Raw genomic sequence first — 24,183 nt, 5'->3', positions numbered from 1 at the left:
GTCGTGTCCGCGATGTTGCCGCAGCTACATGATCTGGGCGACCAGGAACGCCTCATCGGCCGGACAGGAGGGATGCGGCGGCGTCGTGTAGGTGTCGCCGCTGTACGGCATGCCTCCGAGATTGACCCGCTGGCCGTCGCTGATCCGGACGAGCTTGCCGGAGCCGGGCTCGCGGAGTTGCACCGAGTCGGGGGTGGCCGGGTCGATCCAGGCCTGCCCGTCCGGCCAGACCAGCAGAACCGGCTTGTCGGGCGGCCCCTGCAGGTAGGCGCAGTGCTCGGTCAGGTGAAAAGTGACGTCGAACTGACCGGTGTCCGGGAAGCTCAGCCAGTCGATCGCGGTGACGGTGGCCAGCCGGTCCGGTGAGCCGGCCGACGGCGCCGCGGTCGAGGGGGATGCGCTGGGTGGGCCCGCCGAGCCGGAAGCGGACCCGCAGCCCGCGCTGCACACGGCGATGGCTGCGGCTGCCGCGAGGAGTCGCTTTGCGGTCATGTGACTTCGACGCAGCGTAGGAACCGAGGGTTCCGGACTGAGCACTATCAGAGCTTTTAGCAGCAGATGGGCGATCTTGCGTACCGGAAACCGTCAGAGGACTCACGGGGAATTCCTAGGAATCGCTTCTAGGGTCAATGAATGGACAGCGTTGGCGGTCGTCCCGTGGTGACGGTGCTCCGCACGGAGGGGGCCGACCCGCCAGAGCCCGCTGTGGAGGAGCGCAAGAGCCGGTGGAGCTCCGCTGACCTGCGTAAGAAGCTCCTGATCGGCGTCGTCGCCCTGTGGGCTGTGGGAATCACCGCGCTGGTAGTCGTACGCGGCGGGGATTCTGACGAGACGCCGGCCGCCGCCGCGCCATCGGCCGCGCCCTCCGCATCGGCCGCGCCCCTCACCGTCTCCGAGGTCTACCAGGCGCTGGCGCCCTCGGTGGTGCTGATCCGCTCCACCGGACCGACCGAGGCCGGCACCGGCACCGGGGTGATCGCCAACGCGGACGGGACCATCCTCACCGCGCTGCACGTGGTTCAGGGCGCCCGGTCGATCGAGGTCACCTACGCGGACGGCACGACCTCCGCCGCGGCCATCGCCGGCGCCGACGCCAAGCAGGACATCGCCACGATCACCCCGCAGAAGCTGCCGGAGACGCTGGTGCCCGCGGTGCTGGGCGGCGGCGCGGCGGTCGGCGACGACGTGGTGGCGATCGGCAACCCGCTCGGCCTGACCTGGAGCACCAGCAGCGGCGTGGTCTCCGGCCTGGACCGCCGGCTGGATCGTGACGACAAGGACGCCATCGAGGGACTCATCCAGTTCGACGCGGCGGTCAACCCGGGCAACTCGGGCGGGCCGCTGATCAACACCCGGGGCCAGGTGATCGGCATCGTCGTGGCCCTGGCCAACCCGACCGACGCCGGCACCTTCATCGGCATCGGTTTCGCCGTGCCCATCGGCGCCGCGCTGGGCGGCAGCGGTGAGGGCGACGGACAGGCGCCGCCGCTGTGACACGAACCGGCCAACATCAGAGAACGAGGACGGACACATGAGCTGGACCGACGCCCCGCCGGCCTCCGCCGGACCGATCGAGAAGGTCCTGTACGAGGTCAAGAAGACCATCGTCGGCCAGGACCTCCTGCTCGAGCGGCTGATCGTGGCGCTGCTGGCCCGCGGCCACATCCTGGTCGAGGGTGTCCCCGGCCTGGCGAAGACCCTGGCCGTGAAGTCCCTCGCCGAGGCGATCGGCGGCGACTTCCACCGCGTCCAGTTCACTCCCGACCTGGTGCCGGCGGACATCATCGGCACCCGGATCTACCACCAGCCGACCGGCGAGTTCCAGGTGCAGCTCGGCCCGGTCTTCACCAACCTGCTGCTCGCCGACGAGATCAACCGGGCGCCGGCCAAGGTGCAGAGCGCGCTGCTGGAGACCATGCAGGAGCGGCAGGTCACCATCGGCCGGGAGACGCACAAGCTGCCCAACCCGTTCCTGGTGATGGCCACCCAGAACCCGATCGAGAACGAGGGCGTCTATCCGCTGCCCGAGGCACAGGTCGACCGGTTCATGATGAAGGTGGTGGTCGGCTACCCGAGCGTCACCGAGGAGTTCGTGGTGGTCGAGCGGGCGCTCGCGCAGGCCGCGGTGATCCAGCGGATCATCGATCCGGCCACGCTGGTCACGCTCCAGCAGGAGACCGATCGGGTGTACGTCGACCCGTCGCTGATCGAGTTCGCGGTGAACCTGGCCCACGCCACCCGTGAGCCGTCCCGGGTCGGGCTCACCGACCTGGCCCGCTACGTGACGTACGGCGCCAGCCCTCGCTCCTCGATCAGCCTGGTGCTGGCGGGCCGGGCGCTCGCCTTCATGCGCGGCCGGGAGTACGTGGTGCCCGAGGACCTCAGCGACCTGGCCCTCGACGTGCTCCGGCACCGTCTCGTGCTCTCCTACGAGGCGCTCTCCGACGAGGTCAGCCCGGACCTGATCCTGCAGAAGATCCTGGCCAACCTGTCGTTCCCGGAACCGCGAGGACGATAGTGGCCACCGCACCCGATCGGCTGCTGCGGCGCCTGGAGTGGAAACTCGGGCGCCGCCTCGACGGACGCCTGCAGGGTGCCTACCGCACGGTGTGGCACGGCACCGGCATCGACTTCACCGACCTGCGGGAATACACGCCCGAGGACGACGTCCGGCACATCGACTGGAACGTGACCGCGCGCCTCGACGAACCGCACGTCCGGCAGTACACCGAGGACCGCGAGATGACCGCGTGGTTCGTCATCGACCGGTCGGCGTCGATGCGCTTCGGCCGCGAAGCCGGGAAGGAGTCGGTCGCCACCGAGCTGGCGATCGGCCTGGCCCGGCTCGTGGCGCGCGGCGGTAACCGGGTCGGGGCGATCCTCTTCGACAACGTCTCGCAGCAGGTCATCCCGCCGCGCGGTGGCCGCGACCAGATCCTGCGGATCGCGCGTGAGCTGACCTCGCCGCCGAAGCAGCCGGCCGACAAGAACACCACCGACCTGGCCGCCATGCTGCGGCTCGCCGCCAACGTCACGCGCCGGCGGCGCAGCCTGATCTTCGTGATGTCCGACTTCATCGGCGATCCGGGCTGGGACCGGTCGCTCGCCATGCTCACCCACCGGCACGAGGTGGTGGTGATCCGGGTGGTCGACCCGTCCGAACTGGAACTGCCGGACCTGGGCCTGATCCTGGTCGAGGACGCCGAGACCGGTGAGACGGTGCTGGTCGACACCAGTGATCCGCTGCTGCGCGGCCGGCTCGCCGACCAGGTCAGCGCCCGGGAGGACACGCTGGCCGAGGGCATGCGGACGGCCGGGGTACGCCCACACCGCGTCACCACCGACCAGGACCTGCTGGCCGTGCTGATCGACATGGTCAGGCGGTCCGGGCGATGAGCTTCCTGTACCCACTGCTGCTCGTGGCCGCGCTGCTCGTCACCGGGGCGGCGGTCACCGCGTACATCGCCTTGCAACGCCGCCGGAGTGCTGCGCTCGCCGCGGCCGGATTCGCCGACCGCCAGGGCCGGATCCGGCGGCACCTGCCGGCCGTGCTGCTGCTCCTCGCGCTGCCGATCCTGCTCGTCGGCCTGGCCCGGCCGCAGGCCGAGGTGGCCGTGCCCCGGATCTCCGGCACCGTGCTGCTCGCCTTCGACATCTCGAACAGCATGTCCGCCACCGACGTGGCGCCGAGCCGGCTCGTCGCCGCCCAGGACGCCGCCACCAGATTCGTCGAGGAGCAGCCGGACACCGTCGACGTCGGTGTGCTCGCCTTCGGCAACCAGGCGCTGCTCACCCAGGCGCCGACCGACGACCACGCCGCCGCGGTGGCCGCGATCAAACGGGTCAAGCCCAGCGGCGGCACCTCGCTCGGCCAGGCGATCCTCGTCTCGCTCGGCACCATCACCGGCAAGCCGGTCGCGCTGCCCGAGGAGGGATCGGCGCCGACCACACAGGACCTCGGCTACTGGCCGTCGGCGACGATCGTGGTCTTCTCCGACGGCGAGGAGACCGGGGGACCGGACGTGCAGGCCGCCGCCGAACTCGCGGCCGCCGCCGGGGTGCGGATCCAGACGGTCGGCGTCGGCACGGCCGAGGGCGGGACCGTCGAGGTGGACGGCTTCCAGCTCGGCACCGCCCTGGACGAGAAGACGCTGACCGCGATCGCGCAGACCACCGGCGGGACGTACCACCCGGCCGGCAACGCGGACGCGCTGACCGAGGCCACCGGCGCCATCGACCTGCGCCTGACCACCGAGAAGGAGCCGATCGAACTGACCGCGCCGTTCGCGGCCGCGGCCCTGCTGCTCCTGACGCTCGGCGGGCTGCTGAGCACCCGCTGGCACGGAAGGATCGTCTGATGTCGCTGAGCTGGCCGTGGGCACTGCTCGCGCTGCTGGCCGTCCCGCTTCTGCTGGTGGCCCGCTGGTGGCTGAACCGGCGCCGCAAGCGGGCCGCGGTCACGGTGTCCAGCGTCGCGCTGATCCGGGCCGCCCTGCCCGGGCGGACCGCGTGGCGGCGCCGGATCCCGGTCTTCCTCTTCCTGGCCGGCCTGCTGGCGCTGGCCGGTGCGGTGGCCCGCCCGCAGGCGTCGATGTCGGTGCCGTCGAACAACACCACCATCCTGCTCGCGATCGACGTCTCCGGTTCGATGTGCAACACCGACATCGCCCCGAACCGGCTCGCCGTCGCTGCCGACGCGGCCCGCGAGTTCATCGAGGCCCAGGACGGGGAGACCCGGATCGGGCTGGTCGCCTTCTCCGGGATCGCCGGCCTGCTGGTCGCGCCGACCACCGACAAGGAGCCGCTGCTCGACTCGATCGAGACGCTGAAGACTGGCCGGGGCACGGCGATCGGCCAGGCGATCCTCACCTCGATCGACGCGATCGCCGAGAAGAACCCGGACGTGGCCGCGACCGGTGTCGAACTCGACGCCGTACCGCCCGGCGCCACCGAGGACTACGAGCCGGACACCATCGTGGTGCTCACCGACGGCTCCAACACCACCGGCGTCGACCCGGTGACCGCCGCCGAGCAGGCCGCGGCCCGCAGGCTGCGGGTCTACACCATCGGGTTCGGCACGACCGACCCGCAGCAGCTCGTCTGCACCGCCGACCAGATCAACGGCGACTCACCGTTCGGCGGCGGCCGCAACTGGGGCGGCGGCTTCGGCGGCGGCGGTCGCGGCGGCGCTCGGGAGATCGACGAGGAGGCGCTGACCCAGGTCGCCGACCTGACCGGCGGCCGCTACTTCAAGGCGCAGGACGCCGAACAGCTCACGGACGTGCTCGGCGACCTGCCCGGCGAATTCGGCCTGGTCAAGCAGGACGTCGAGGTCACGGTCTGGTTCGTCCTGCTCGGCGTGCTGCTGGCGTTCAGCGGCGTAGGCCTGTCGATGTGGTGGAACCGGGGCCCCAGCCTGCCGCGGCGTTGAACCAGCCGGGGTACGGCTTTTCGCCGCCCTCGCCGAAGTCGACGCCGTCCCCGGCCCACCGCGCGAGCTGATCCTTCGGTCCCGCCCCACAGCGCGACCGCCGGGCTCATGCGGGTGGTCCCGCAGGCCAACCGCCGCAGCCGGTCCCGCCACCCAGCGCCGGCCCACCACCCCAGCGCAGGTCCCGCCGGCGAGGGCAGATGGTTGCGGCGCCCAACACCGGTCACCTGCGTGGTGGATCTGGTTACGTGGTTGATCGGGTGCGTCATAGCCCACCTGATCAACCACAAGGATCGGAAAGAACGAATAAAAGTCGCAAGGCGGCATTCTCACCGCGACGAGTCGGCACACTCCACCTGCCACCGCCCGAACAACTCCAGGAAGGCGAAAGCGGGGCGCAGACCTTGACCGCGAAGCGTCTCTAAGCGCCTGGTGAAAGGTTTTGTCCGTAACCCTCGGGGAGCCAGGGTGAGGTCCAGGGTGCTGCGGTGGTGAGGTTGTCGTCGTCGGTGCGGTGCTGGAAGAAGGCGTGGGCTTGACGGACCCGGTCGGTCATGGTGGCGGGTGCGGTGTTCGCGATCTTGCGTTTCAGGGTGGCCCAGATCCGTTCGACCGGGTTGTCCTGCGGGCTGTACTTGGCGCCTTCGATCACCTGGATCCGTGGGTGCTCGGCCAGCCAGCGTTTCGTGATCCCGCTGTGGTGTGTGGTGCCGTTGTCGCAGATCACCGCCACGACAGGTGCGTGCGGGTAGGCGTCGAGCAGTTGTTGCAGGAAGTAGCAGAACACCACGGAGACGTTGCGGACGCTGACGTGGTGATGCCAGGCGCCGGTGGCCAGGTTGACCGCGCCGTGCAGGGTGCGGCGCACATTCGTTCCCGGAGTCAGGATCCGGTGCCGGATCCCGGCCGCATCCAGCAGGAGCGGAGGCGGGGCAGCAGGTCGAGGTGGGTTTCGTCCTCGGCCAGCACCACGGATCCGGTGGGTAGGGCGGTGATGCGTGTGCGGATGTCGGCGCAGATCTGGTCGTGGTGGGGGTCGCTTTTGGCGATCAGGCGGGGCCGGCACCAGCGGGCTTGTTCGCGGATGCGGCGGCGCAGTGTGGACAGACTGATCTGGGGTCGGCCGAGGGCCCGCCAGAGGCGGGCGGTGGTCCAGGCCTTCGGGGTCAGCCGGCCGATGCGCTGGCCGAGGCGGCGGCTGCCTTTGCGGGGTCGTTCGGGCAGTCCGGCGAGGCCTTCGTGTTGGTGGCGGGCGATCAAGCGGCGCACGGTGGCGGGGTCGTACTGCAGCAGGTCGGCGATTTCGGATGCGGACGAGCCCGCGGCGGACAGCACGACGATGACCATGCGGGTGGCGGTGCGCCAGGGTCCGTGCAGGGCGGTAATCAGTTCGGTGTGTTGTTCGGCTGGCATCCGGGCGTAGACGTGCGCGGGGCGCCTCCTGGTCGTGACCTCGTCGGGGGTTTCGGTCTGCTGTGGTAGCTGGATCCGAACCCACGACGAGGTTTTCTGTGGCTATGTCCTTCGAACCGAGCAAGTCCTAGCCGAAGCCGTTACGTGCAGAACCTCTGCCTACGTGCTTTAGGCGTCGAGATCTTGCAGGAGGCGCCGGGGTGGGGACGCGGATGAGCGGGCCGGCGCACCCAAGGCCGGAGCTGAGGCGGAGGTCAGCGGGTGCTCAGGCGGAGGTGGCGCTGGGCGGCCATCCGGACCGGGGCGTTGGCCTCACCGAAGCCGTCGTAGCCGCCACGCCGTTCGACGATCTCGAAGAACACGCGGCCGCCGAGTACCGGGGTGTAGAGCTGCAGCAACTCGCCGCCGGTGGGGGAGCGGTCGTACAGGATGCCGTAGCGGCTCAGGGTGGTGACGAAGTCGTCGGCCAGGCCGAATCGGGCCGCGAGGTCCGCGTAGTAGTTCGATGGGACGGGCAGGCGGGGCAGGGTGAGCGCGGAAGCCGTGGCCACGATGTCGTCGGTGCGGAAGGCCACGTGCTGCGGGTCGGCGACGGCCGGGGCCCACTCGCCTCGGCGGAGGAGGGCGACGGTCAGGGCCACCCGCACCGCGCGGTCGGGGGTGGCGACGGCCCGGGAGCGCATCAGGCCGAACGGGGCGGCGTACTCCTCGGTGGCGAGATGTTCCAGGCCGAGCACCGAGTGGTAGAACAAGCCGGCCTCGTCGAAGTGATCGAAGGGCTGCGCGAGGCCGAGATGGTCGGTCGTCAGCAGGCCGGCGCCGGGAGACGAGGCTCCGGTGGGCAGGAAGTCGGAGCGCCAGTCGTTGTCCGCGCCGGTGACGAAGACGCTGGTGCCGTCGGGTGCGGTGATCGCGGCGAGTTCGGCCTCGCCGGGCTCCCGGACGTTGGGGTGTGCGGGTGCGAGCAGCGCCTCGGCTCGCTGCAGGGACCGCCCCGGGTCCTGCGACGCGATGGCGAAGGCGTTGATGGCCGCGTCGCCGGGTGAGGTGACCGCGCTGTTCAGCACGATCCGGCAGGCCGCCTGCTCCCACAGCTCGACCGGCTTGGTGCGGTGCTGGCCGGTGTGCGTGAAACCGAGACCGCGCAGCGCTTCCCGCAACGACGGGCCGGACCGGCCGTCGACGGCGAACTCGGTGAAGGAATGCCCGGCCAGTTCCGGAGCGGGCGGGAGGCGCCGGACAGCGAGCCGGTCCTCCAAAGCGATCAGCGAGCGCATCGCGTCGACCGCGGTCCGTGCCGGGTCGGACTGCCGGAAGACGTCGTTGAAGACCTCCAACGACAGTGGACCGTCGTAGCCGGCGGCGAGCACCAGGTTGACGAAGCCGGGCAGGTCGAAGGCGCCCTGACCGGGGAAGAGCCGGTGGTGCCGGCTCCACTGCAGGACGTCCATGCGCAGGTAGGGCGCGTCGGCCAGCTGCAGGAAAAAGATCTTCCCGGGGGTGATGTCGGCGATCCCGGACGGCTCCGTGGAACGGGACAGGACGTGGAACGAGTCGAGGCAGAGCCCGAGCGCCGGATGGTCCGCGTGCTGCACGATCCGCCAGGAGTGGTCCCATGTGGAGACGTGCCGACCCCAGGCCAGCGCTTCATAGGCGATCCGCATCCCGCGCGCGGCTGCCCGGTCGGCCAGCTGCGACAGCTGGTCGGCGGCCAGTTCGTCGTCGTCGACCGCCGACGGGGAGACCGACGAACACACCAGCACGGTGTCCACGCCGAGGGCGGCCATCACGTCGAATTTGCGCTCGGCACGCTCCAGGTTCGCCCGGAGCAGGTCGGCGGGCACCGCCTCGAAGTCACGGAAGGGCTGGTAGAGGTCGATGCTCAGGCCGAGGTCGGCGCAGCGCGTACGAATATCCTCGGGGGACCGGGGTGAGACCAGCAGATCGTTCTCGAACAGCTCGATGCCGTCGAATCCGGCGGCGGCAGCCGCGGTGAGCTTGTCGTCCAGCGTGCCGGACACACAGACCGTGGCGATGGAACGGCGCATCGAGCCTCCTGTTCAGATTTTCAGATAACCGGTGACCAGGTCGCCGAGCATGGTCCGGTAGTGCTCCCGGCGCTCCGGGGCCAGCAGATCCCGGTCGAAGAGCGCGCCGAACGTGTGCCGGTTGGCAACCCGGAAGAAGCAGAAAGAGCTGATCAGCATGTGTACGTCGAGCGCGTCCACACCCTCACGGAAGGTGCCGTCCCGCCGGCCGCGGGTCAGGACGTCGTCTAGCAGGGCGACCGCCGAGCTGTTCAGGTCGACGAGCCGGGCGACGTGGTTCATGTGCTTGGCCTGCTGGGCGTTCTCCACGCCGACCAGTTTGATGAACGCGGGATGCGCCTCGTGGTGGTCGAAGGTGACCTCGGCCAGCCGGCGCAGCGCCGCGACCGGGTCGAGGTGGTCGACGTCGACGGTGCGCTCGGCGGCCCGGATCTCCGCGTACGCCCGCTCCAGCACCGCCAGGTAGAGCTGCTCCTTGCCGCCGAAGTAGTAGTAGATCATCCGCTTCGTCGTGCGGGTCCGGGCGGCGATCTCGTCGACCCGGGCGCCGCTGTAGCCGCGCTCGGCGAACTCCTCGGTGGCCACGTCGAGCAGCTCGGCACGGGTGCGCTCGGCGTCGCGCCGCCGCTCTCCCGCGAGTGCCGACATCGATTTCTCCTGCGTCATGAGGGCAAGTCTGCCGTGGGCCTTGACAGTGGTGGCCGTCACACCCGATAACTAACGTACCAGTTCGTACATTAGCGGGAATCGAGGGAGCGCGACATGACGGATTTCCGTTGCGGACTGGTAGGAGCGGGGATCGGCACGTCGCTGTCACCGGCACTGCACGAGGAGGAGGGCCGTAGTCAGGGCCTCCGCCTCAGCTACACCCTGTTCGATGTGGACCGCCTCGGACGGGTGCTCGACGACGCCGAACGTGACGGCTTCGCCGGGCTCAACGTCACCCATCCCTTCAAACAACAGGTGATCGAGCAGATCGACCACCTGTCGCCGCAGGCCCGCGCCATCGGCGCGGTCAATACCGTGGTCTTCCGCGACGGCAAGCGGTACGGCCACAACACCGACGCGTTCGGGTTCACCGAGGCGTTCCGGGCCACCCTGCCCGGCGCACCGACCCGGCACGTCGTGCAACTGGGCGCCGGCGGTGCCGGAGCCGCGGTCGCCCACGCGCTGCACGACATGGGCGTCGAACGGCTCACCATCGTCGATCCGGACGCCACCCGCCGCGCCGAGCTGGCCGGCCGGCTCGACGCCGCCCACGTGGCAGCCGCCACGCCGGACCTGCTGACCAGCGCCGACGGACTGGTCAACGCCAGCCCGATCGGCATGCACCACCACCCGGGTTCACCGCTGCCCGCAGAGCTGCTCCACCGCGATCTGTGGGTCGTCGACATCGTCTACATGCCGGTCGTGACGGAGCTGCTTCGTGCCGCCCGTGCCGCCGGGGCGCAGGCGGTCGGCGGCACGGCGATGTGCGCATATCAGGCCGCCGCCGCGTTCCAGCTGTTCACCGGGCTCACCCCCGACACCGAGCGGATGCTGCGTCATGTCGATGCGCTGCTGGCCGCCCGTCCCTCCCGGAGCACGAGATGTTGACAGAGAAGACCACCACCCGTGAACTCCCCGAACCCCTGTCCCTGCGCCGCATGGTCGGCCCCGGCGTGGTCGCCGTCGGCATCGGCATGGCGGCCGGCGAGATCATCCTCTGGCCGTACCTGACCGCGATCGGCGGTCTGGGCCTGCTCTGGCTGGCGTTCACCACGCTCGCCGTGCAGTTCGTCATCAACATGGAGATCGAGCGCTACACCTTGGCCACCGGTCAGACCGCGCTGGTCGGCTTCTCCCGCTGGTGGAAGGGCTGGGGCATCATCATCTGCCTGGCCGGCGCCTTCCAGTACGTCTGGCCCGGCTGGGCGACCAGCGGCTCGACCGTCTTCACCTACCTGGTCGGCGGCGGCGACCCGGTCTGGATCACCGTGGCCACGCTCGTGATCGTCGGCGTGCTGCTCTCCTTTTCCAAGGTCATCTACAACACGGTGGAGAAGGTCGAGTTCGTCAAGGTCGGTCTCACCCTGTTCTTCCTGCTCGTCGTCGTCATCTTCGTGATCTCGCTGGGCACGTGGGGCGAGGGCGCGAAGGCCACGGTGACCGAATTCGGCCAGATCCCGGACGGCATCACCTTCACCCTGATCCTCAGCGCCATCGGGGCGGCCGGCGCGGGCGGCGTACACAATCTGGTGTTGAGCAACTGGATCCGCGACAAGCGCTATGGCATGGGGGCGCACGTGCCGCGGCTGGTTTCGCCGATCACCGGCCAGGTGGAGGCGGCCGGCACCGACCGGTACACGTTCCCGATCGACGACACCTCGATGTCCCGCTGGAAGGTCTGGTGGAAGCGGGCCAACATCGAGCACCTCAGCACGTTCGTGGCCGTCTGCTTCGTGACGATCAGCGTGATGAGCCTGCTCGCCTACGAGACCCTGTTCGGCCGGGATGACCTCAAGTCCGACCCGTCGTTCCTGCGCATCCAGGGCGACATCTTCGAGTCCGAGGTCGGCGGCTGGCTCAAGATCCTGTTCCTGTCGGTCGCTGCGGTGTCGCTCTGGGCGGCGGCGATGGGCCTGCTCGACATCATCGGCCGGCTCGCCTCCGACTTCCTGCGCCGCAACTACCTGACCGATTCCGTTCGCTGGACCGAACCCCGCCTCTACCTCGTGGTGATCTGGGCGGAGATCATCCTCGGCTCGGCCATCCTGCTGGCCGGCTTCGATCAGCCACTCGGCCTCCTGATCGTCTCCACCTGCGCGGCCTCGGTGGTCACCCTGCTCTACTCGATCCTGCTGGTCCGCCTCAACACCCGCGACCTGCCGACCGAGGTCCGCCTGCGCGGCTGGCGCCTCGGCGGGATGCTCGTGGCGATCGGGTTCTACGGCTTCTTCGCGATCGCGATGGTGGTCACCCAACTGCAGCGCCTCTAGCTTTCCTCACTTCTTATCGGTACGGGTGTCGAAAGTCCCCGCTCTCCCCTGCGATGTGGGTGCCGGGTCCGGGCCGCAGCGCCCGCGCCGGGCTGATGCGGTGGCTGATGTGTGAGGTTCGGGCATGCCCGAACCTCACACACCTTGCCGTGTTCAGCGGGACCGGATCGCGGTGAGCGACAGGAAGCACATCGCGGTGATCGCACCGACGGCCAGGGTCAGCGTGCCGGCCGTGCCGCCGGACATCGCCCACAGATCGCCGGCCAGCAGTGCGGTTCCGGCGACCACCGCGGCCGCCGCCCAACCCCGCGCTCCCTGCGTCGCCGCCGCGTCCTGCACACCCTGCGCCGCCTTGCCTCGCGCCGCCTTGCCTCGCGCCGACGAACCGCGCGCCGCGAAGCGCCGGGCCAGCACGTAGCAGGCGGCGATCAGCGCGGTGAAGGTGATCGTGCCGGCGGCCATGTGGCCGATCGCGTGCCAGCTCATCGTGGTCGGCACCTCGGGGTGGCCGGCCGGGAAGCCGCCGCCCGGGTCCATCACCAGCAGCCCGGCGGCGATCATGCCGAACCCGGCCACTCGGATCAGCCGCGGCGCCCACCTACCCTCCAGGCTGCCGGCGCCGAACACCATCAGCACGCCGGCCACCACGAAGTTGGCGATCTGCAGCCAGCCGAGCGAACCGGTGCTGAGCAGGCTGAGCGGGTGCCGCATCAGGTCGAACCCGTCGCGGGTGGCGACCTGGGCGAGCGACACGGCTGCCCAGAGCGGTCCGGCAACGGCGAGCGCCGCGCGGCGGGACGGGACGGCGACATCACGGGCGAGAGCAATGCTGGTCATCTCGGGCTCCTTCGTTGGTTGTTGCCCAGACGTCGATCCGCCGATGCGACAGATAATGTTCTGATTACCTGTCACATCGCGTCTTTCGACGCCGGAGTACAAGACCAGGCAGCCCGACGAACGGAGAGACACGATGCGTTACCTGATGATGCAGAAGGCCGGCGGCGCCGAGCCGGACGCGCAGCTCTACGCCGACATGGCCGCTTTCGTCGAGGAGCTGACCGCCTCCGGCGTCCTGCTCGCCACCGGCGGTCTGGACCCGGTCGGCTTCAAGATGACCTCGGCCGGCGACGAGATCACCGTGACCGACGGGCCGTTCACCGAGGCCAAGGAGGCGATCGGCGGATTCGCCCTGGTCGAGGTGCGCACCAAGGAGGAGGCGCTCGAGCTCTGCCGCCGCTTCCGCAAGATCGTCGGTGACGGGGAGAGCGTGATCCACCAGGTCTACGGTCCGTGACCGACGTCTCGGCCACGGTCGGCGCCGTCTGGAGGCAGGAGTCCGCGCGCATCGTCGCCGGGCTCCTGCGCCTGGTCCGCGACGTCGGCCTGGCCGAGGAGCTGGCACAGGACGCGCTGGTCGCCGCGCTGGAGCAATGGCCGGCCGGCGGGGTGCCGGACAATCCCGGCGCCTGGCTGATGACCATCGCCAAGCGCCGGGCCGTCGACCACATCCGGCGATCGCGCACCCAGGAACGGCTGGCTCCGGAGCTCGCTCAACTGCCGGAGCCGAGTCAGGACGACGTTCTGCGGTTGATGTTCACGTCCTGTCACCCCGTACTCCCCACGGAAGCCCGGGTGGCACTCACCCTGCGCGTGATCGCCGGCCTGAGCCCGGCGGAGATCGCCCGGGCTTTCCTGGTCTCCGAGCAGGTGATCGCGCAGCGGATCGCTGCGGCCAAGCGCACGCTCGCCGACGCCGGGGTCGCCTACGAGCCGTCCAGACAGCTGGCGTCCGTGCTCGAAGTGGTCTACCTGATCTTCAACGAGGGCTACTCGGCCACCTCCGGCGCCGACCTGATCCGCGCCGACCTGTGCCTGGAAGCGCTCCGGCTCGGCCGCCTGCTCGCCGTGCTCGCCCCCGACGAGGCAGAGGTGCACGGGCTCGTGGCGCTCATGGAGATCCAGCAGTCGCGGTCGGCGGCGCGCACCGGGCCGCGCGGCGAGCCCATCCCGCTGCACGAGCAGAACCGCGGCCGCTGGGACCAGTTGCTCATCCGCCGCGGCTTCGCCGCGATGCTGCGCGCCCGCGAGGCGGCCGGCCCGCCCGGGCCGTATGTGCTGCAGGCGGCCATCGCGGTCTGTCACGCCCAGGCACACACCGCCGAAGACACCGATTGGGTACGCATCTCAGCGCTCTACCAGGCCCTGGAGCAACTGCTCCCGACCCCGGTCGTCCGGCTGAACCGGGCCGTCGCAGTGGGTTTCGCGCAGGGCCCGCAAGCCGGCCTGGACCTGCTGGACGACCTGCACACCGCCCCGGAGCTGGCGGACTACCACCTGCTGCCCAGCGTCCGCGGCGACCTCCTGCTGCGGCTCGGCCGGACCGCCGAGGCGCGCCGGGAACTGGAACGCGGCGCGTCCCTGGCCCGCAACACCGCCGAACGCGCCTTCCTGCTGCGCCGCGCCGCGACCCTGGACGTGCCGGAGGACCAGCGCCCCCGCCTCGGTCCGGCGGTGGCCGACTTCCTGGACTCGCTCGGCCCGGCGACCGCCCGCGCCTACGGCCAGACACTGCACCGGGTAGCCCGCGCCGCAGGCGTCAGCCTTCCGCTCGCCGAGTTGACTCCCGCCCGAGTCGCCGAGATCTTCGCGACGACCTGGCCGTCCGTGGCCCCGCGAAGCTGGAACCGGCACGTGGCCGCTCTTCGCTCCTTCGCCACCTGGGCCGACACCCCCGACCTCGCCACAGCGGTCAGCCCGCGCCCGGTCGTCGCTGCGCCCCCTCGTCCGGCCGTTACCGCGTCGGAGGAGGGGTGTGCGTTGCGGGAACGGGTGCTGTGGTGCCTGCTGCGCGAGTCGTCCGCGAAGGTCGGGGCCGTGCTGTCGCTCAATGTGGAGGATCTGGACCTGGCCGACCGCAGCGCCCGGAACGCGACGATCGTCTGGCGTTCCGGAACGGCCCGGTTGCTCCCGGACCTGATCGGCGGCCGAACCCGCGGCCCGCTGTTCCTCTCCGACCGGCGACCCGGTCCGGGCCGCCCGCCCGCAGCGGCTGATCTCTGCTCGGAAACCGGGCGGCGGCGCCTCTCCTACGAACGCGCCGAGTACCTCTGCAAGCGGGCGACCGGACGCACCTTGGGCAGTCTGCGTGGGGTATGAGGTCATCGGCGGCGGGTCCAGGAGAACCCGATCAGGCCGGTGACGGGCCGGGACGCCGCCACCCACGGTCCAGAACCAGCGGGACGATAAGTCCGGCAGCCAGTCGTGCTCTCCTCCGGAGCGGCCGCCTCCAGATCCGCCGGCGTGGGCACACCGACCTTGCCCGGCCTGAGCGACGGCTCGCGGACTCGGGCCCGTCACCCACGCACGGATTGCGTCCAGTTACCTGCGTGGGCGGCGGCTCGGCGTCGCGAGCCGTCGTTGGGGCCTGGAATGCGGGCCCGGTTACGTGCGTGGGTGGCGGCTCGGCGGCGGGAGCCGTCGTTGGGGCCTGGAATGCGGGGCTGGTTACGTGCGTGGGTGGCGGCTCGGCGGCGGGAGCCGTCGTTGGGGCCTGGAATGCGGGGCTGGTTACGTGCGTGGGTGGCGGCTCGGCGGCGGGAGCCGTCGTTGGGGCCTGGAATGCGGGGCTGGTTACGTGCGTGGGTGGCGGCTCGGCGGCGGGAGCCGTCGTTGGGGCCTGGAATGCGGGGCTGGTTACGTGCGTGGGTGGCGGCTCGGCGGCGGGAGCCGTCGTTGGGGCCTGGAATGCGGGGCTGGTTACGTGCGTGGGTGGCGGCTCGGCGGCGGGAGCCGTCGTTGGGGTCTGGAATGCGGGGCTGGTTACGTGCGTGGGTGGCGGCTCGGCGGCGGGAGCCGTCGTTGGGGTCTGGAATGCGGGGCTGGTTACGTGCGTGGGTGGCGGCTCGGCGGCGGGAGCCGTCGTTGGGGTCTGGAATGCGGGGCTGGTTACGTGCGTGGGTGGCGGCTCGGCGGCGCGAGCCGTCGTTGGGGTCTGGAATGCGGGGCTGGTTACGTGCGTGGGCGGCGGCTTGGGGGGACCGGGCTGCCGGTCGCTGTCGTAGGGGTGACGGCGTGCTCAAGCCCGGCGGGCGCGTTGCAGGCCGCGACGGACTGGTGGGCCGCGCGGCTCGGCGGGACAGGCAGGGTTTGGCGGGACGGGGAGAACCCGTACCCCGAAAGGGTTTTATCGATAGGCGGCGTGACCGGTAAGGGTCTGGCCGATCACCAGGGTGTGGATCTCGGAGGTGCCCTCGTAGGTCAGCACCGACTCCAGGTTGTTGGCGTGCCGCAGCGGCGAGTATTCGAGGGTGATGCCGCTGCCGCCCAGGATGGTGCGGCATTCACGGGCGATGGCCAGCGCCGTGCGGACGTTGTTGAGTTTGCCGACGCTGACCTGGTGGGGCTTGAGCGTTCCGGCGTCCTTGAGGCGGCCGAGGTGCAGCGCGAGCAGTGTGGACGTGTTGAGGTCGACCGCCATGTTGGCCAGCTTCTCCTGGGTGAGCTGGAAGGCGGCGATCGGCTTGCCGAACTGGATGCGGGTGCCGGCGTAGTCGAGGGCGGCGCGCAGGGCGTCGCGGGCGGCGCCGGTGGAGCCGAAGACGATACCGAAGCGGGCCTCGCCGAGGCAGCTCAGCGGGGCGCCGAGGCCGCGGGCCTGGGGCAGGCGGGCGGAATCGGGCAGGCGGACCTCGTCGAGGATCAGCTCGCCGGTGATCGAGGCGCGCAGGGAGAGCTTCTGCTTGATGGTCCGGGAGGTGAAGCCGGGTGTGCCGCGCGGGACCAGGAAGCCGCGGATGCCGTCCTCGGTCTGCGCCCAGACGGTGGCGATGTCGGCGATGCTGCCGTTGGTGATCCACATCTTGGTTCCGGTGAGGATCCAGTCGTCGCCGTCGCGGACGGCGCGGGTGCGCATGTTCGCCGGGTCGCTGCCGTGATCCGGTTCGGTCAGGCCGAAGCAGCCGATCGCCTCGCCGGCGGCCATCCGGGGCAGCCACTCCTGCTTCTGGTCCTCGGATCCGTACTTCCAGATCGAATACATGGCGAGCGAGCCCTGCACCGAGACGAAGCTGCGCAGACCGGAGTCGCCGGCCTCCAGCTCGAGGCAGGCCAGGCCGTAGGCGACCGCGCTGGTGCCGGCGCAGCCGTAGCCGTCCAGGTGCATGCCGAGGACGCCGAGTTTGCCCAGTTCGGGAGCCAGTTCGCGGGGGAAGGTGCCCTCTTCGAACCAGGCGGCGACGTACGGCCGGACCCGGTCGGCCACGAACCGTCCGACCGTCTCCCGGATCTGCCGCTCCTCGTCGCTGAGCAGTCCGTCGATGTCGATCAGGTCGAGCGGGTCGGCGGTCATCGGTCCTCCAGGGGTGTGTTCGGCCGGGCGTACCTGAGGATTCTGCCCGGTTCAGGCTCCTCTCAGCGAGGTGATCTAGCCTCATGATCATGACGGGCTCGAGCGGACTCCACGACCTCATCGATCCGGCCGTCCGGGATTCCGTCGCCGGTTTCCTGGAGTCCGTGGAGGCGGGCCTGCGTACCGCGGTGGCCAGCGACGACCCGCTCGTCACCGAGGTCGCCACCCACCTGGTCGAGGCCGGTGGCAAACGGTTCCGCCCGCTCGTCGTGGCCCTCGGCGCGCAGTTCGGCGACCCGGCCCGGCCCGAGCTGGTGACTTCCGCGGTGCTCATGGAGCTCACCCACCTGGCCACGCTCTACCACGACGACGTGATGGACGAGGCGCCCATGCGTCGCGGCGCGGCCAGCGCCAACTCGCGCTGGACCAACTCGATCGCGGTCTACGTCGGCGACTATCTGCTGGCCCGCGCCGCCGGGTTGGCCGCCGGCCTCGGCCAGGACGCGGTACGCCTGCAGTCGCGCACGCTCGCCCAGCTCGTCGAGGGGCAGCTGAAGGAGACGGTGGGCCCGCGCGGCGACGACCCGATCCGGCACCACCTGCGCGTCATCGAGGACAAGACGGCCTCGCTGATCGCCACCTCGGCCCGGTTCGGCGGCATGTTCGCCGGGCTGCCCGCACCGCACGTCCAGACCCTGACCGATTTCGGCACGTCGATCGGGATCGCCTTCCAGCTCTCCGACGACCTGCTGGACATCGCCTCCGAGTCGGACGAGTCGGGCAAGACACCCGGCACCGATCTGCGCGAGGGCGTGCCGACCCTGCCGGTGCTCTACGCGCTCACCGGCGACGAGAGTCCGCGCCTGAAGGCCCTGCTGGCGCAGGGCCCGCTGACCGACGACGCCGAGCATGCCGAGGCGCTCGCGCTGCTGCGCGACTCGGCCGCGCTGAAACAGGCCCGGGAAACCGTTCATGGGTACGCCGAGGACGCGCGCCGCCACGCCCGGATGCTGCCGGACGGGGCACCCCGTCGCACCCTGGAGTCGATCTGTCACTACATCGCGGACCGCACCGGCTGACCCCCGTTTCAGCGATACCGCCCGTCACCGCCGGGAAAGTAGCGTGACGCCCTGAGGGGGTGTCATGGCCGAGTCAAGTCTGCTCGATCGGCTCACTCCGGGCGACCACGTGTGTCTCATCTTCGACGACGAGCCACTACGCACCCGCAGCGTCGCCGCCTACATCCGGGCGGGCCTGCGCGATCACCACCGCATCCTCTATTACGGGCCGGGCGGTGATCGGGTCGAGGAGGAGCTGACCACTCAGGGCATCGACGTGCGTCCCGCGCTCGATCGCGGCCAGCTCCGGTTCGGCGGGGAGTACCTGCGTGGTGGCGTCTTCGACCCCGAGGCGACCTTCGCGAGCTGGCAGGCCGAGATCAGGGAGACTGCGGCGGCCGGTTACCGGGGCATGCGCGCGGTCGGCGACATGTCCTGGGCGCGCAACCAGGGCAAACAGTTGTTCCGCTACGAGGCCCGGGTGAACCGGATCTTCGCTGAGGGCTTCGCGATGGGGGTCTGCCTCTACGACCGGCGCCTGTTCAGCGAGGACCGGCTGCGGCGGGTCACCGGAACCCACCCGACCACGGTCACCGCGGCATCCGACCCGCGGCTGGTGCCGCTGCTTCGGGCGGTGCGGACCACCGACCCGCCCGGCATCCGGCTCGAGGGCGAGGCCGACCTGTCGAACCGGGAGGCTCTCCGCGAGATCTTCGAGCACCTGGCCGAGGAGTCCGTGCCGACGCTCACCGTCGACGTCAGCGGCCTGCGGTTCGCCGACTCGGCCTCGGTGCGGATCCTGCTGATGCTGGCGGACGGACGGCATCGCGTGGTTCTCCAGGGCTGCTCCGGCGCCCTCCGGCGGCTGCTGGCCTTTCACGGCGCGGACCACCTCCTATGATCACCTTCGAGCATCCGGCGCTCTTCTACCGGGACGTCGAGCAGTACCTGAGTGGTACCACCGGTTTCGTCCGTTCCGCCGTCGCCGCCGGTGACGCGGTCCTGGTCGCGGTACCCGGTAGCAACCTGACCCTGCTCCGGGACGCCCTGGCCGACCTGGACGGCGCGGTGACCTTCGCCGACATGGCGGTGGCCGGCCGCAACCCGGGCCGGATCCTGCCGGGCATGCTGCTGGCGTTCGCCGCGGCCAACCCGGGCCGCCGGGTGTCGATCCTCGGCGAGCCGGTCTGGCCCGGCCGGTCCGCCGTCGAGTACCCGGCCTGTGTCACCCATGAGGCGCTGACCAACACGGCGTTCCTCGGACGGGACGCGGTTGTTCTCTGCCCGTACGACGCGCGACGTCTGCGCCGGGAAAGGCTGGACGACGCGCTGCGTACCCACCCGGTGATGATCGTGGACGAGGTCCGGCGGGAAAGCCGCTGGTACGCCGACCCGCTGGTCACCGCGGCCCGGCACAACGGCCCGCTCTCGCCGGTGCCGCCGGGCGCGCCGGTCCGGTCGTACGCCGGACCGGCCGATCTGAGCGCGGTGCGCCGATCCGTCACCGAACAGGCGTCTTCGGCCGGCCTGTCCGACGAGCGGGTCGCCGACCTGGTGCTGGCCGCCAACGAACTGGCGGTCAACACCATCCAGCACACCGGCGCGGGCGGCACGGTCACGGTCTGGACCGAGCCGGGGTACGTGCTGTGCCAGGTCGACGATCACGGCGACCTCGCGGATCCTCTCGCCGGCCGGATCCCGCCCGATGATGACCGGGAGACCGGCCGGGGCCTGATCCTGGTCAACGAGCTCTGCGACCTGGTTCGGGTCCACGCCCGCCGCGACGGCACGACGATCCGGTTGCACATGGCTCGCTGAGAAAGTCTCCACTTCCGCGGCGCGCTGCCGATGGAGCCCTAGGCAGATCCCTGTCCTGGGGCCAGTTGGGAGTGAGATGCGCAGCGAACCGGTCGGCCGTGGCGCCGATGAGGGCTTCACCCTCCTCGAGGTCCTCGTCTCCATGGTGGTGGTCAGTGCCGCCATGGCAGGGCTGGGCGCGTTCTACGTGAACGGCACGCTCACGGTCGCGCAGCAGCGGGACCAGCGGCAGGCGGCGCAGCTTGCGAACAACGCGCTGGAGCAGGTGCGTGCGCTCGAAGGATCGTCGCTGCTCAACGGCCGCGACAGGGCGAGCGTCCAGGAGCAGTGGAACTACGGCGCGACCGGCCCGTTCAAGGACAAGATGCTCCCATACCTCAAGACCATGGCTCCGCCGACCGAGGCCCTGCCTCTGGGCATGCTGGCGTACGACAACTACGCCGCCGCTGGCAAGGGTGAGGACGCGCCGGTCTCGACCGCGCCGCAGACGATCACCACCGGTGGCATGACCTTCCAGCAGCGGACATTCGTGGGAGGTTGCGAGGTCTACGTGCGCCGAACGGACAAGTGCACCCGTCCGCTGGCCGAGGACGACCCCAAGCGGCCGGACAGTTCGGCAGTTCTGTCGTACTTCCGGGTGGTCGTGCTGATCACCTGGCCGCACAAGAGCTGCACGACCACCGGCGGCGAGTGCGGCTTCGTCGCCTCGACCATGGTCACTCCCGAGAAGGGCGGCGAGAAGTACAGCGACAAGCGGGCGACTCCGGTGATCCGGAAACCCAGCATGGAGATCTTCTACCGGGGCCGTAGCAACGTGTCCGTCCTGATGCAGGCCAAGGGCGGCAACCTGCCGAACACCTGGAGTGCCGTCAATCTGCCGGACGGGCTCACGATCAACAAGGACACCGGTCTGGTGTCCGGTACGCCGACGAAGACCGGTACCTGGTCGTTTGCGAAGACGGGCACGCTGATCACGGTGAAGGAGAGCACCCCGCCCGCGGGTGTGCTGACGCCCCGCTCCGACACAGACAAGGAGGACGGCTCGGTCTGGAAGGTGATCGAGCCGCCGACGGTCACGGTCACCGGTCCGACGGGTGGCTACCCGGATACCGCGGTGACGCTGACGGCTGTCGGCAAGGGTGAGGCGGAGACTCTGCCGTTCACCTACTCGGTGGCGGAGAAGACGCCGCTGCCGACGGGCTTCACGCTCGACGAGACCACCGGTGTGATCAAGGGGACGCCGACCAAGAACTTCTCGTCGACGATCATCGCCACCGACAAGTACGGGCAGACCGCCGAGGTCGTGTACACCTACACGGTCTACCAGCCGATGACCATCCAGCCGATCGCCAACCAAGAGATCACCGCGCTGTCGACGCTCACGCTGAACACGGTCGTGGCGGGTGGTGACGGGAAGTACACGTACACCGCCAGCGGTCTTCCGGCGGAACTGGCGATCAACGCGACCACCGGCGTGATCTCCGGGCTCCCGGTCATCATTCCGGGCCGGTATCTGCCGACTGTCACGGTGACCGACGGGCTCGGCAACTCGGTGAGCACCAGCTTCGAGCTGGTCGTCGCAGCGAGCGCCAACAGCCTGAGCATCACGTCGCCGGCCTCCGTGGTGAAGTCGGTCCGGGGCCAGCAGGTGACTCTGCCGGTCATCACCAATGCCGACGCGATCGACGCCAAGGGCGTCAAGGTCGCGGTCGTCGGACTGCTGCCGCTGGGCACGTCGTGGAACAACGGGAAGGACACCATCAGTGGCGCGCCGACCCTCCCCGGGACGTACCTGGTCACTCTGTCCGCGACCAGCTCGAAACCGGCGCAGACCGTTCTCTACACCTTCACCTGGATCGTCAGTTGAGCCGCAGGGAGACCCGAGTGCGACAGTGGTTACGCCGCCGTCCAGCAGACGGTGACGCCGGATACTCCCTGATGGAGGTCCTGGTCACGACCGCGATCATGTCGGTGGCGACGCTGGTGATCGTGGGTGCCACCATCCAGATCTACTCCGGCACCAAGCAGATCGAGCAGACGTCGGTCGCCCGTGACCAGATGGACACCAGCTTCCGGCGGCTGGACCGGGAACTGCGCTACGCGACCTTCGTCAACCCGCCGAAGATGGTGGGCACCCGGTGGTACATCGAGTTCGCGCTGCCGGCGACCGCCCCCGGAGTCGTTCCGTGCCGCCAGCTGAAGATCGAGAACGGCACGCTGAGCATGGCCGACTGGGTCCGCACCTCGTCCACGACCCCGACGGTGGGGCCGGCGAACACGATCGCCACCGGCGTGGTGCTCTACAACAACATCGATCCGTTCCAGGTCTACGCGCCGGGTGACACTCCCTACGCCTCGGCAAGCGCTGGGACCACAGGCGTTGGTGGCGGATTCAGCAACATGTACCAGATGGTCCGGTTTCGGTTCCAGGTGAAGGACGGCACCGTCACCATGCCGTTCGACAGCGTCTTCACCTCGCAGAACATCGGCGCGGAAGAAGTGAAGACCGCTCCCGACGGCGCCAGCGACTGCAAACTAGGAAGGCCGACGAAATGATGCCGTTCCGCCGTTCCGGCGACGATCGCGGATCCCTGCCAATGGCGATGATGATCATCACGGTCGGAGTGGTTCTGTCGGTGGCGCTCCTGCCGGTCATCGTCCGGCAGGTCACCACCACGCGCAGCTTCATCGACCGCAACGCCGCTCTCAGCGGGGCACAGATCGGCATGGACGTCGTGCTGGCGCGGATCGCGGCGGCGGCCGACACCGACGACGAGTCCAAAGGCCTGCTGGAGGATCTGCCGAGGGACTGCGTGTTCACCGGTGACGCCGGCGTGGCCGGCACCGGCGAGAAGCTGTCGTACGAGGTGACCATCCACTACTACGACGAGAACAATGTCGAGCTTCCCTGCCCGCTCACCAAGGCGCCGAGGAGCGCGAAGATCGAGTCGAAGGGGTACGGCACCCTCAACCAAGCCGCGACGGGGTCGGACGCGACCTATGGCTCGCGCACTCTGGCCGGCACCTACACGTTCACCCTCGACAACACAAACATCGACGGCGGCGCGATCCGGGTCAGCTCCTCCACGGTCGGCAACCTCTGCATGGACGCCGGCTCGACGACGCCGGCGGCCGGCACCGCGGTCAAGATGAAACTCTGCGACGGCAGTAGCACGCAGCAGTTCCAGTACACCAAAGAGCTGTACCTGCACCTGGTCAACTCGGAGACGGACGCCAATCCGAACGGCATGTGCCTGCACTCGGGCGCCACGCACTCCAGTGGCAATGCCGTCGTGTTGCAGCCGTGCCCGACCGGAACCGCCATCGTGACGCAGTACCAGTGGAGCCTCGACGGCAACAGCGCGATGCACTCCACGAGCCCGACCCAGTCGGTCGAGAGCCTCTGCATCAGCCTCAAGAACGCGAACAAGGTCGACTCGACGCTCCAGCTGGGTGGTTGCGGCGCGAACGGTTCGACGAACGTCTGGCGGTTCGACGCCGGGGTCGGCGCAGGCATGGCCGGTGAGGAGACCTACCAGCTGGTCAACTACTCGCAGTTCAGCCGGTGCCTGGACGTCACGAACAAGAGCGTCGGCTACGCGTACATGATCGCCTGGTTCTGCAAGCAGGACCCGAAGGGCGTCGTGGAGTGGAACCAGATCTGGGTGCACCCGATCCCGGTCGCCCCGGCGACTCAGAAGCTGGGTGCCATCGTGGTCACCAACAGCGGAACGAAGTACTGCCTGAAGTCGCCGTTGAAGGCCACCACCGACAGCTGGGTGACGACGGAGAAGTGCCCCTCGAACTACACCAACGTCGATGCGCTGAAGGTGAGCAACCCGAACCTGGTGTGGAACGTGCGGCACAACACCGGCAGCTACACCACCAGCTACCGGATCGAGGACACCAAGGGCTTCTGCCTGCAGCCCACCGATCTCACCAACGCGCCCAAGGAGACCCTGCACTCCGACGGCACGAGCCGGGTCAAGGTGGCCGTCTGCAACAGCTCCGAACTGCAGAAGTGGAACGCCCCGGCGAACCTCACCAGGCGGACCCCGCTCAGCGACGTCAAGGAGAAGTAGCCGGCGCT

20 protein-coding genes and 1 pseudogene are annotated in these 24,183 nt (G+C 69.8%); 15 read left to right on the top strand and 6 right to left on the bottom strand.

Annotated elements, in window-relative coordinates; translation table 11 throughout:
• Window positions 1-24: 24 nt before the first annotated feature.
• A complete protein-coding gene (locus OHA21_RS31135; RefSeq protein WP_328460929.1) occupies window positions 25-492 on the bottom strand; it encodes a hypothetical protein in 468 nt (155 codons plus the stop codon).
• Window positions 493-633: 141 nt separating this feature from the next.
• On the opposite strand from OHA21_RS31135, the gene OHA21_RS31130 reads away from it, so the two are divergent.
• From OHA21_RS31130 to OHA21_RS31110, 5 genes are read left to right on the top strand one after another with little or no spacing between them, the layout of a single operon-like run.
• Complete coding sequence (locus OHA21_RS31130; protein WP_328460927.1) at window positions 634-1,494, top strand: S1C family serine protease; 861 nt, start codon at window positions 634-636, stop codon at window positions 1,492-1,494.
• A gap of 37 nt (window positions 1,495-1,531) precedes the next feature.
• Entirely contained in the window at window positions 1,532-2,518 is a 987-nt protein-coding gene (locus OHA21_RS31125) for an AAA family ATPase (RefSeq protein ID WP_328460925.1), read from the top strand.
• Window positions 2,518-3,396 carry a DUF58 domain-containing protein gene (locus OHA21_RS31120; protein WP_328460923.1) on the top strand — a complete coding sequence of 293 codons (879 nt, stop codon included), beginning with the start codon at window positions 2,518-2,520 and terminating at the stop codon, window positions 3,394-3,396. Before OHA21_RS31125 ends, OHA21_RS31120 begins: the two co-directional genes overlap by 1 nt.
• Window positions 3,393-4,358, top strand: coding sequence for a VWA domain-containing protein (locus OHA21_RS31115; RefSeq protein ID WP_328460921.1), 966 nt, complete (start codon window positions 3,393-3,395; stop codon window positions 4,356-4,358). Before OHA21_RS31120 ends, OHA21_RS31115 begins: the two co-directional genes overlap by 4 nt.
• On the top strand, window positions 4,358-5,431 hold the full coding sequence (locus OHA21_RS31110) for a VWA domain-containing protein (RefSeq protein ID WP_328460919.1): 1,074 nt from the start codon (window positions 4,358-4,360) through the stop codon (window positions 5,429-5,431). The genes OHA21_RS31115 and OHA21_RS31110 overlap by 1 nt, the downstream gene beginning before the upstream one ends.
• Before the next feature lie 421 nt (window positions 5,432-5,852).
• Here the strand turns inward: OHA21_RS31110 and OHA21_RS31105 are convergent.
• The 3 genes and pseudogenes from OHA21_RS31105 to OHA21_RS31095 form a co-directional block, all read right to left on the bottom strand.
• A pseudogene (locus tag OHA21_RS31105) lies at window positions 5,853-6,844 on the bottom strand (IS630 family transposase).
• A 254-nt stretch (window positions 6,845-7,098) separates the two neighbouring features.
• Window positions 7,099-8,892, bottom strand: a complete 1,794-nt coding sequence (locus OHA21_RS31100) for a bifunctional sugar phosphate isomerase/epimerase/4-hydroxyphenylpyruvate dioxygenase family protein (RefSeq protein WP_328460917.1) — start codon at window positions 8,890-8,892, stop codon at window positions 7,099-7,101.
• Between the two features lie 12 nt (window positions 8,893-8,904).
• Window positions 8,905-9,558, bottom strand: a complete 654-nt coding sequence (locus OHA21_RS31095) for a TetR/AcrR family transcriptional regulator (RefSeq protein WP_328460915.1) — start codon at window positions 9,556-9,558, stop codon at window positions 8,905-8,907.
• 96 nt (window positions 9,559-9,654) lie between these two features.
• On the opposite strand from OHA21_RS31095, the gene OHA21_RS31090 reads away from it, so the two are divergent.
• Both OHA21_RS31090 and OHA21_RS31085 read left to right on the top strand, forming a co-directional pair.
• Window positions 9,655-10,488 (top strand): shikimate dehydrogenase, encoded by an 834-nt coding sequence (locus tag OHA21_RS31090; protein ID WP_328460913.1) that lies wholly within the window; start codon window positions 9,655-9,657, stop codon window positions 10,486-10,488.
• On the top strand, window positions 10,482-11,870 hold the full coding sequence (locus OHA21_RS31085; protein ID WP_328460911.1) for an Nramp family divalent metal transporter: 1,389 nt from the start codon (window positions 10,482-10,484) through the stop codon (window positions 11,868-11,870). Before OHA21_RS31090 ends, OHA21_RS31085 begins: the two co-directional genes overlap by 7 nt.
• Window positions 11,871-12,023: 153 nt before the next feature.
• On the opposite strand, the gene OHA21_RS31080 is transcribed toward OHA21_RS31085, so the two are convergent.
• Complete coding sequence (locus tag OHA21_RS31080; RefSeq protein ID WP_328460909.1) at window positions 12,024-12,707, bottom strand: DUF998 domain-containing protein; 684 nt, start codon at window positions 12,705-12,707, stop codon at window positions 12,024-12,026.
• 133 nt (window positions 12,708-12,840) lie between these two features.
• Here OHA21_RS31080 and OHA21_RS31075 point away from each other — a divergent pair, with 133 nt between their 5' ends.
• Both OHA21_RS31075 and OHA21_RS31070 read left to right on the top strand, forming a co-directional pair.
• On the top strand, window positions 12,841-13,164 hold the full coding sequence (locus tag OHA21_RS31075; RefSeq protein ID WP_328460907.1) for a YciI family protein: 324 nt from the start codon (window positions 12,841-12,843) through the stop codon (window positions 13,162-13,164).
• A complete protein-coding gene (locus tag OHA21_RS31070) occupies window positions 13,161-15,026 on the top strand; it encodes an RNA polymerase sigma factor (RefSeq protein ID WP_328460905.1) in 1,866 nt (621 codons plus the stop codon). The genes OHA21_RS31075 and OHA21_RS31070 overlap by 4 nt, the downstream gene beginning before the upstream one ends.
• Window positions 15,027-16,053: 1,027 nt before the next feature.
• On the opposite strand, the gene OHA21_RS31065 is transcribed toward OHA21_RS31070, so the two are convergent.
• Window positions 16,054-17,217: an acyl-CoA dehydrogenase family protein gene (locus tag OHA21_RS31065; protein ID WP_328460903.1), complete on the bottom strand. Its 1,164-nt coding sequence runs from the start codon at window positions 17,215-17,217 to the stop codon at window positions 16,054-16,056.
• Between the two features lie 83 nt (window positions 17,218-17,300).
• On the opposite strand from OHA21_RS31065, the gene OHA21_RS31060 reads away from it, so the two are divergent.
• The 6 genes from OHA21_RS31060 (at window position 17,301) to OHA21_RS31035 (ending at window position 24,175) form a co-directional block, all read left to right on the top strand.
• Window positions 17,301-18,296, top strand: coding sequence for a polyprenyl synthetase family protein (locus OHA21_RS31060; RefSeq protein ID WP_328460901.1), 996 nt, complete (start codon window positions 17,301-17,303; stop codon window positions 18,294-18,296).
• 64 nt (window positions 18,297-18,360) lie between these two features.
• The gene (locus OHA21_RS31055) at window positions 18,361-19,176 is read left to right on the top strand and encodes an MEDS domain-containing protein (protein ID WP_328460899.1); all 816 of its coding nucleotides are present in this window, start codon (window positions 18,361-18,363) and stop codon (window positions 19,174-19,176) included.
• Window positions 19,173-20,093 carry a sensor histidine kinase gene (locus OHA21_RS31050; protein ID WP_328460897.1) on the top strand — a complete coding sequence of 307 codons (921 nt, stop codon included), beginning with the start codon at window positions 19,173-19,175 and terminating at the stop codon, window positions 20,091-20,093. The genes OHA21_RS31055 and OHA21_RS31050 overlap by 4 nt, the downstream gene beginning before the upstream one ends.
• Before the next feature lie 76 nt (window positions 20,094-20,169).
• Window positions 20,170-21,960 carry a putative Ig domain-containing protein gene (locus OHA21_RS31045; RefSeq protein ID WP_328460895.1) on the top strand — a complete coding sequence of 597 codons (1,791 nt, stop codon included), beginning with the start codon at window positions 20,170-20,172 and terminating at the stop codon, window positions 21,958-21,960.
• 17 nt (window positions 21,961-21,977) lie between these two features.
• A complete protein-coding gene (locus tag OHA21_RS31040) occupies window positions 21,978-22,649 on the top strand; it encodes a PulJ/GspJ family protein (RefSeq protein ID WP_328460893.1) in 672 nt (223 codons plus the stop codon).
• A gap of 41 nt (window positions 22,650-22,690) precedes the next feature.
• Window positions 22,691-24,175 (top strand): ricin-type beta-trefoil lectin domain protein, encoded by a 1,485-nt coding sequence (locus OHA21_RS31035; protein ID WP_328460891.1) that lies wholly within the window; start codon window positions 22,691-22,693, stop codon window positions 24,173-24,175.
• Window positions 24,176-24,183: the final 8 nt, after the last annotated feature.

The sequence above is a fragment of the Actinoplanes sp. NBC_00393 genome (genome assembly GCF_036053395.1).
Classification (GTDB): Bacteria; Actinomycetota; Actinomycetes; order Mycobacteriales; family Micromonosporaceae; genus Actinoplanes.
The sequence above is the reverse complement of the archived record's forward strand: the minus strand, read 5'-3'. Positions and strand labels throughout refer to the sequence as shown.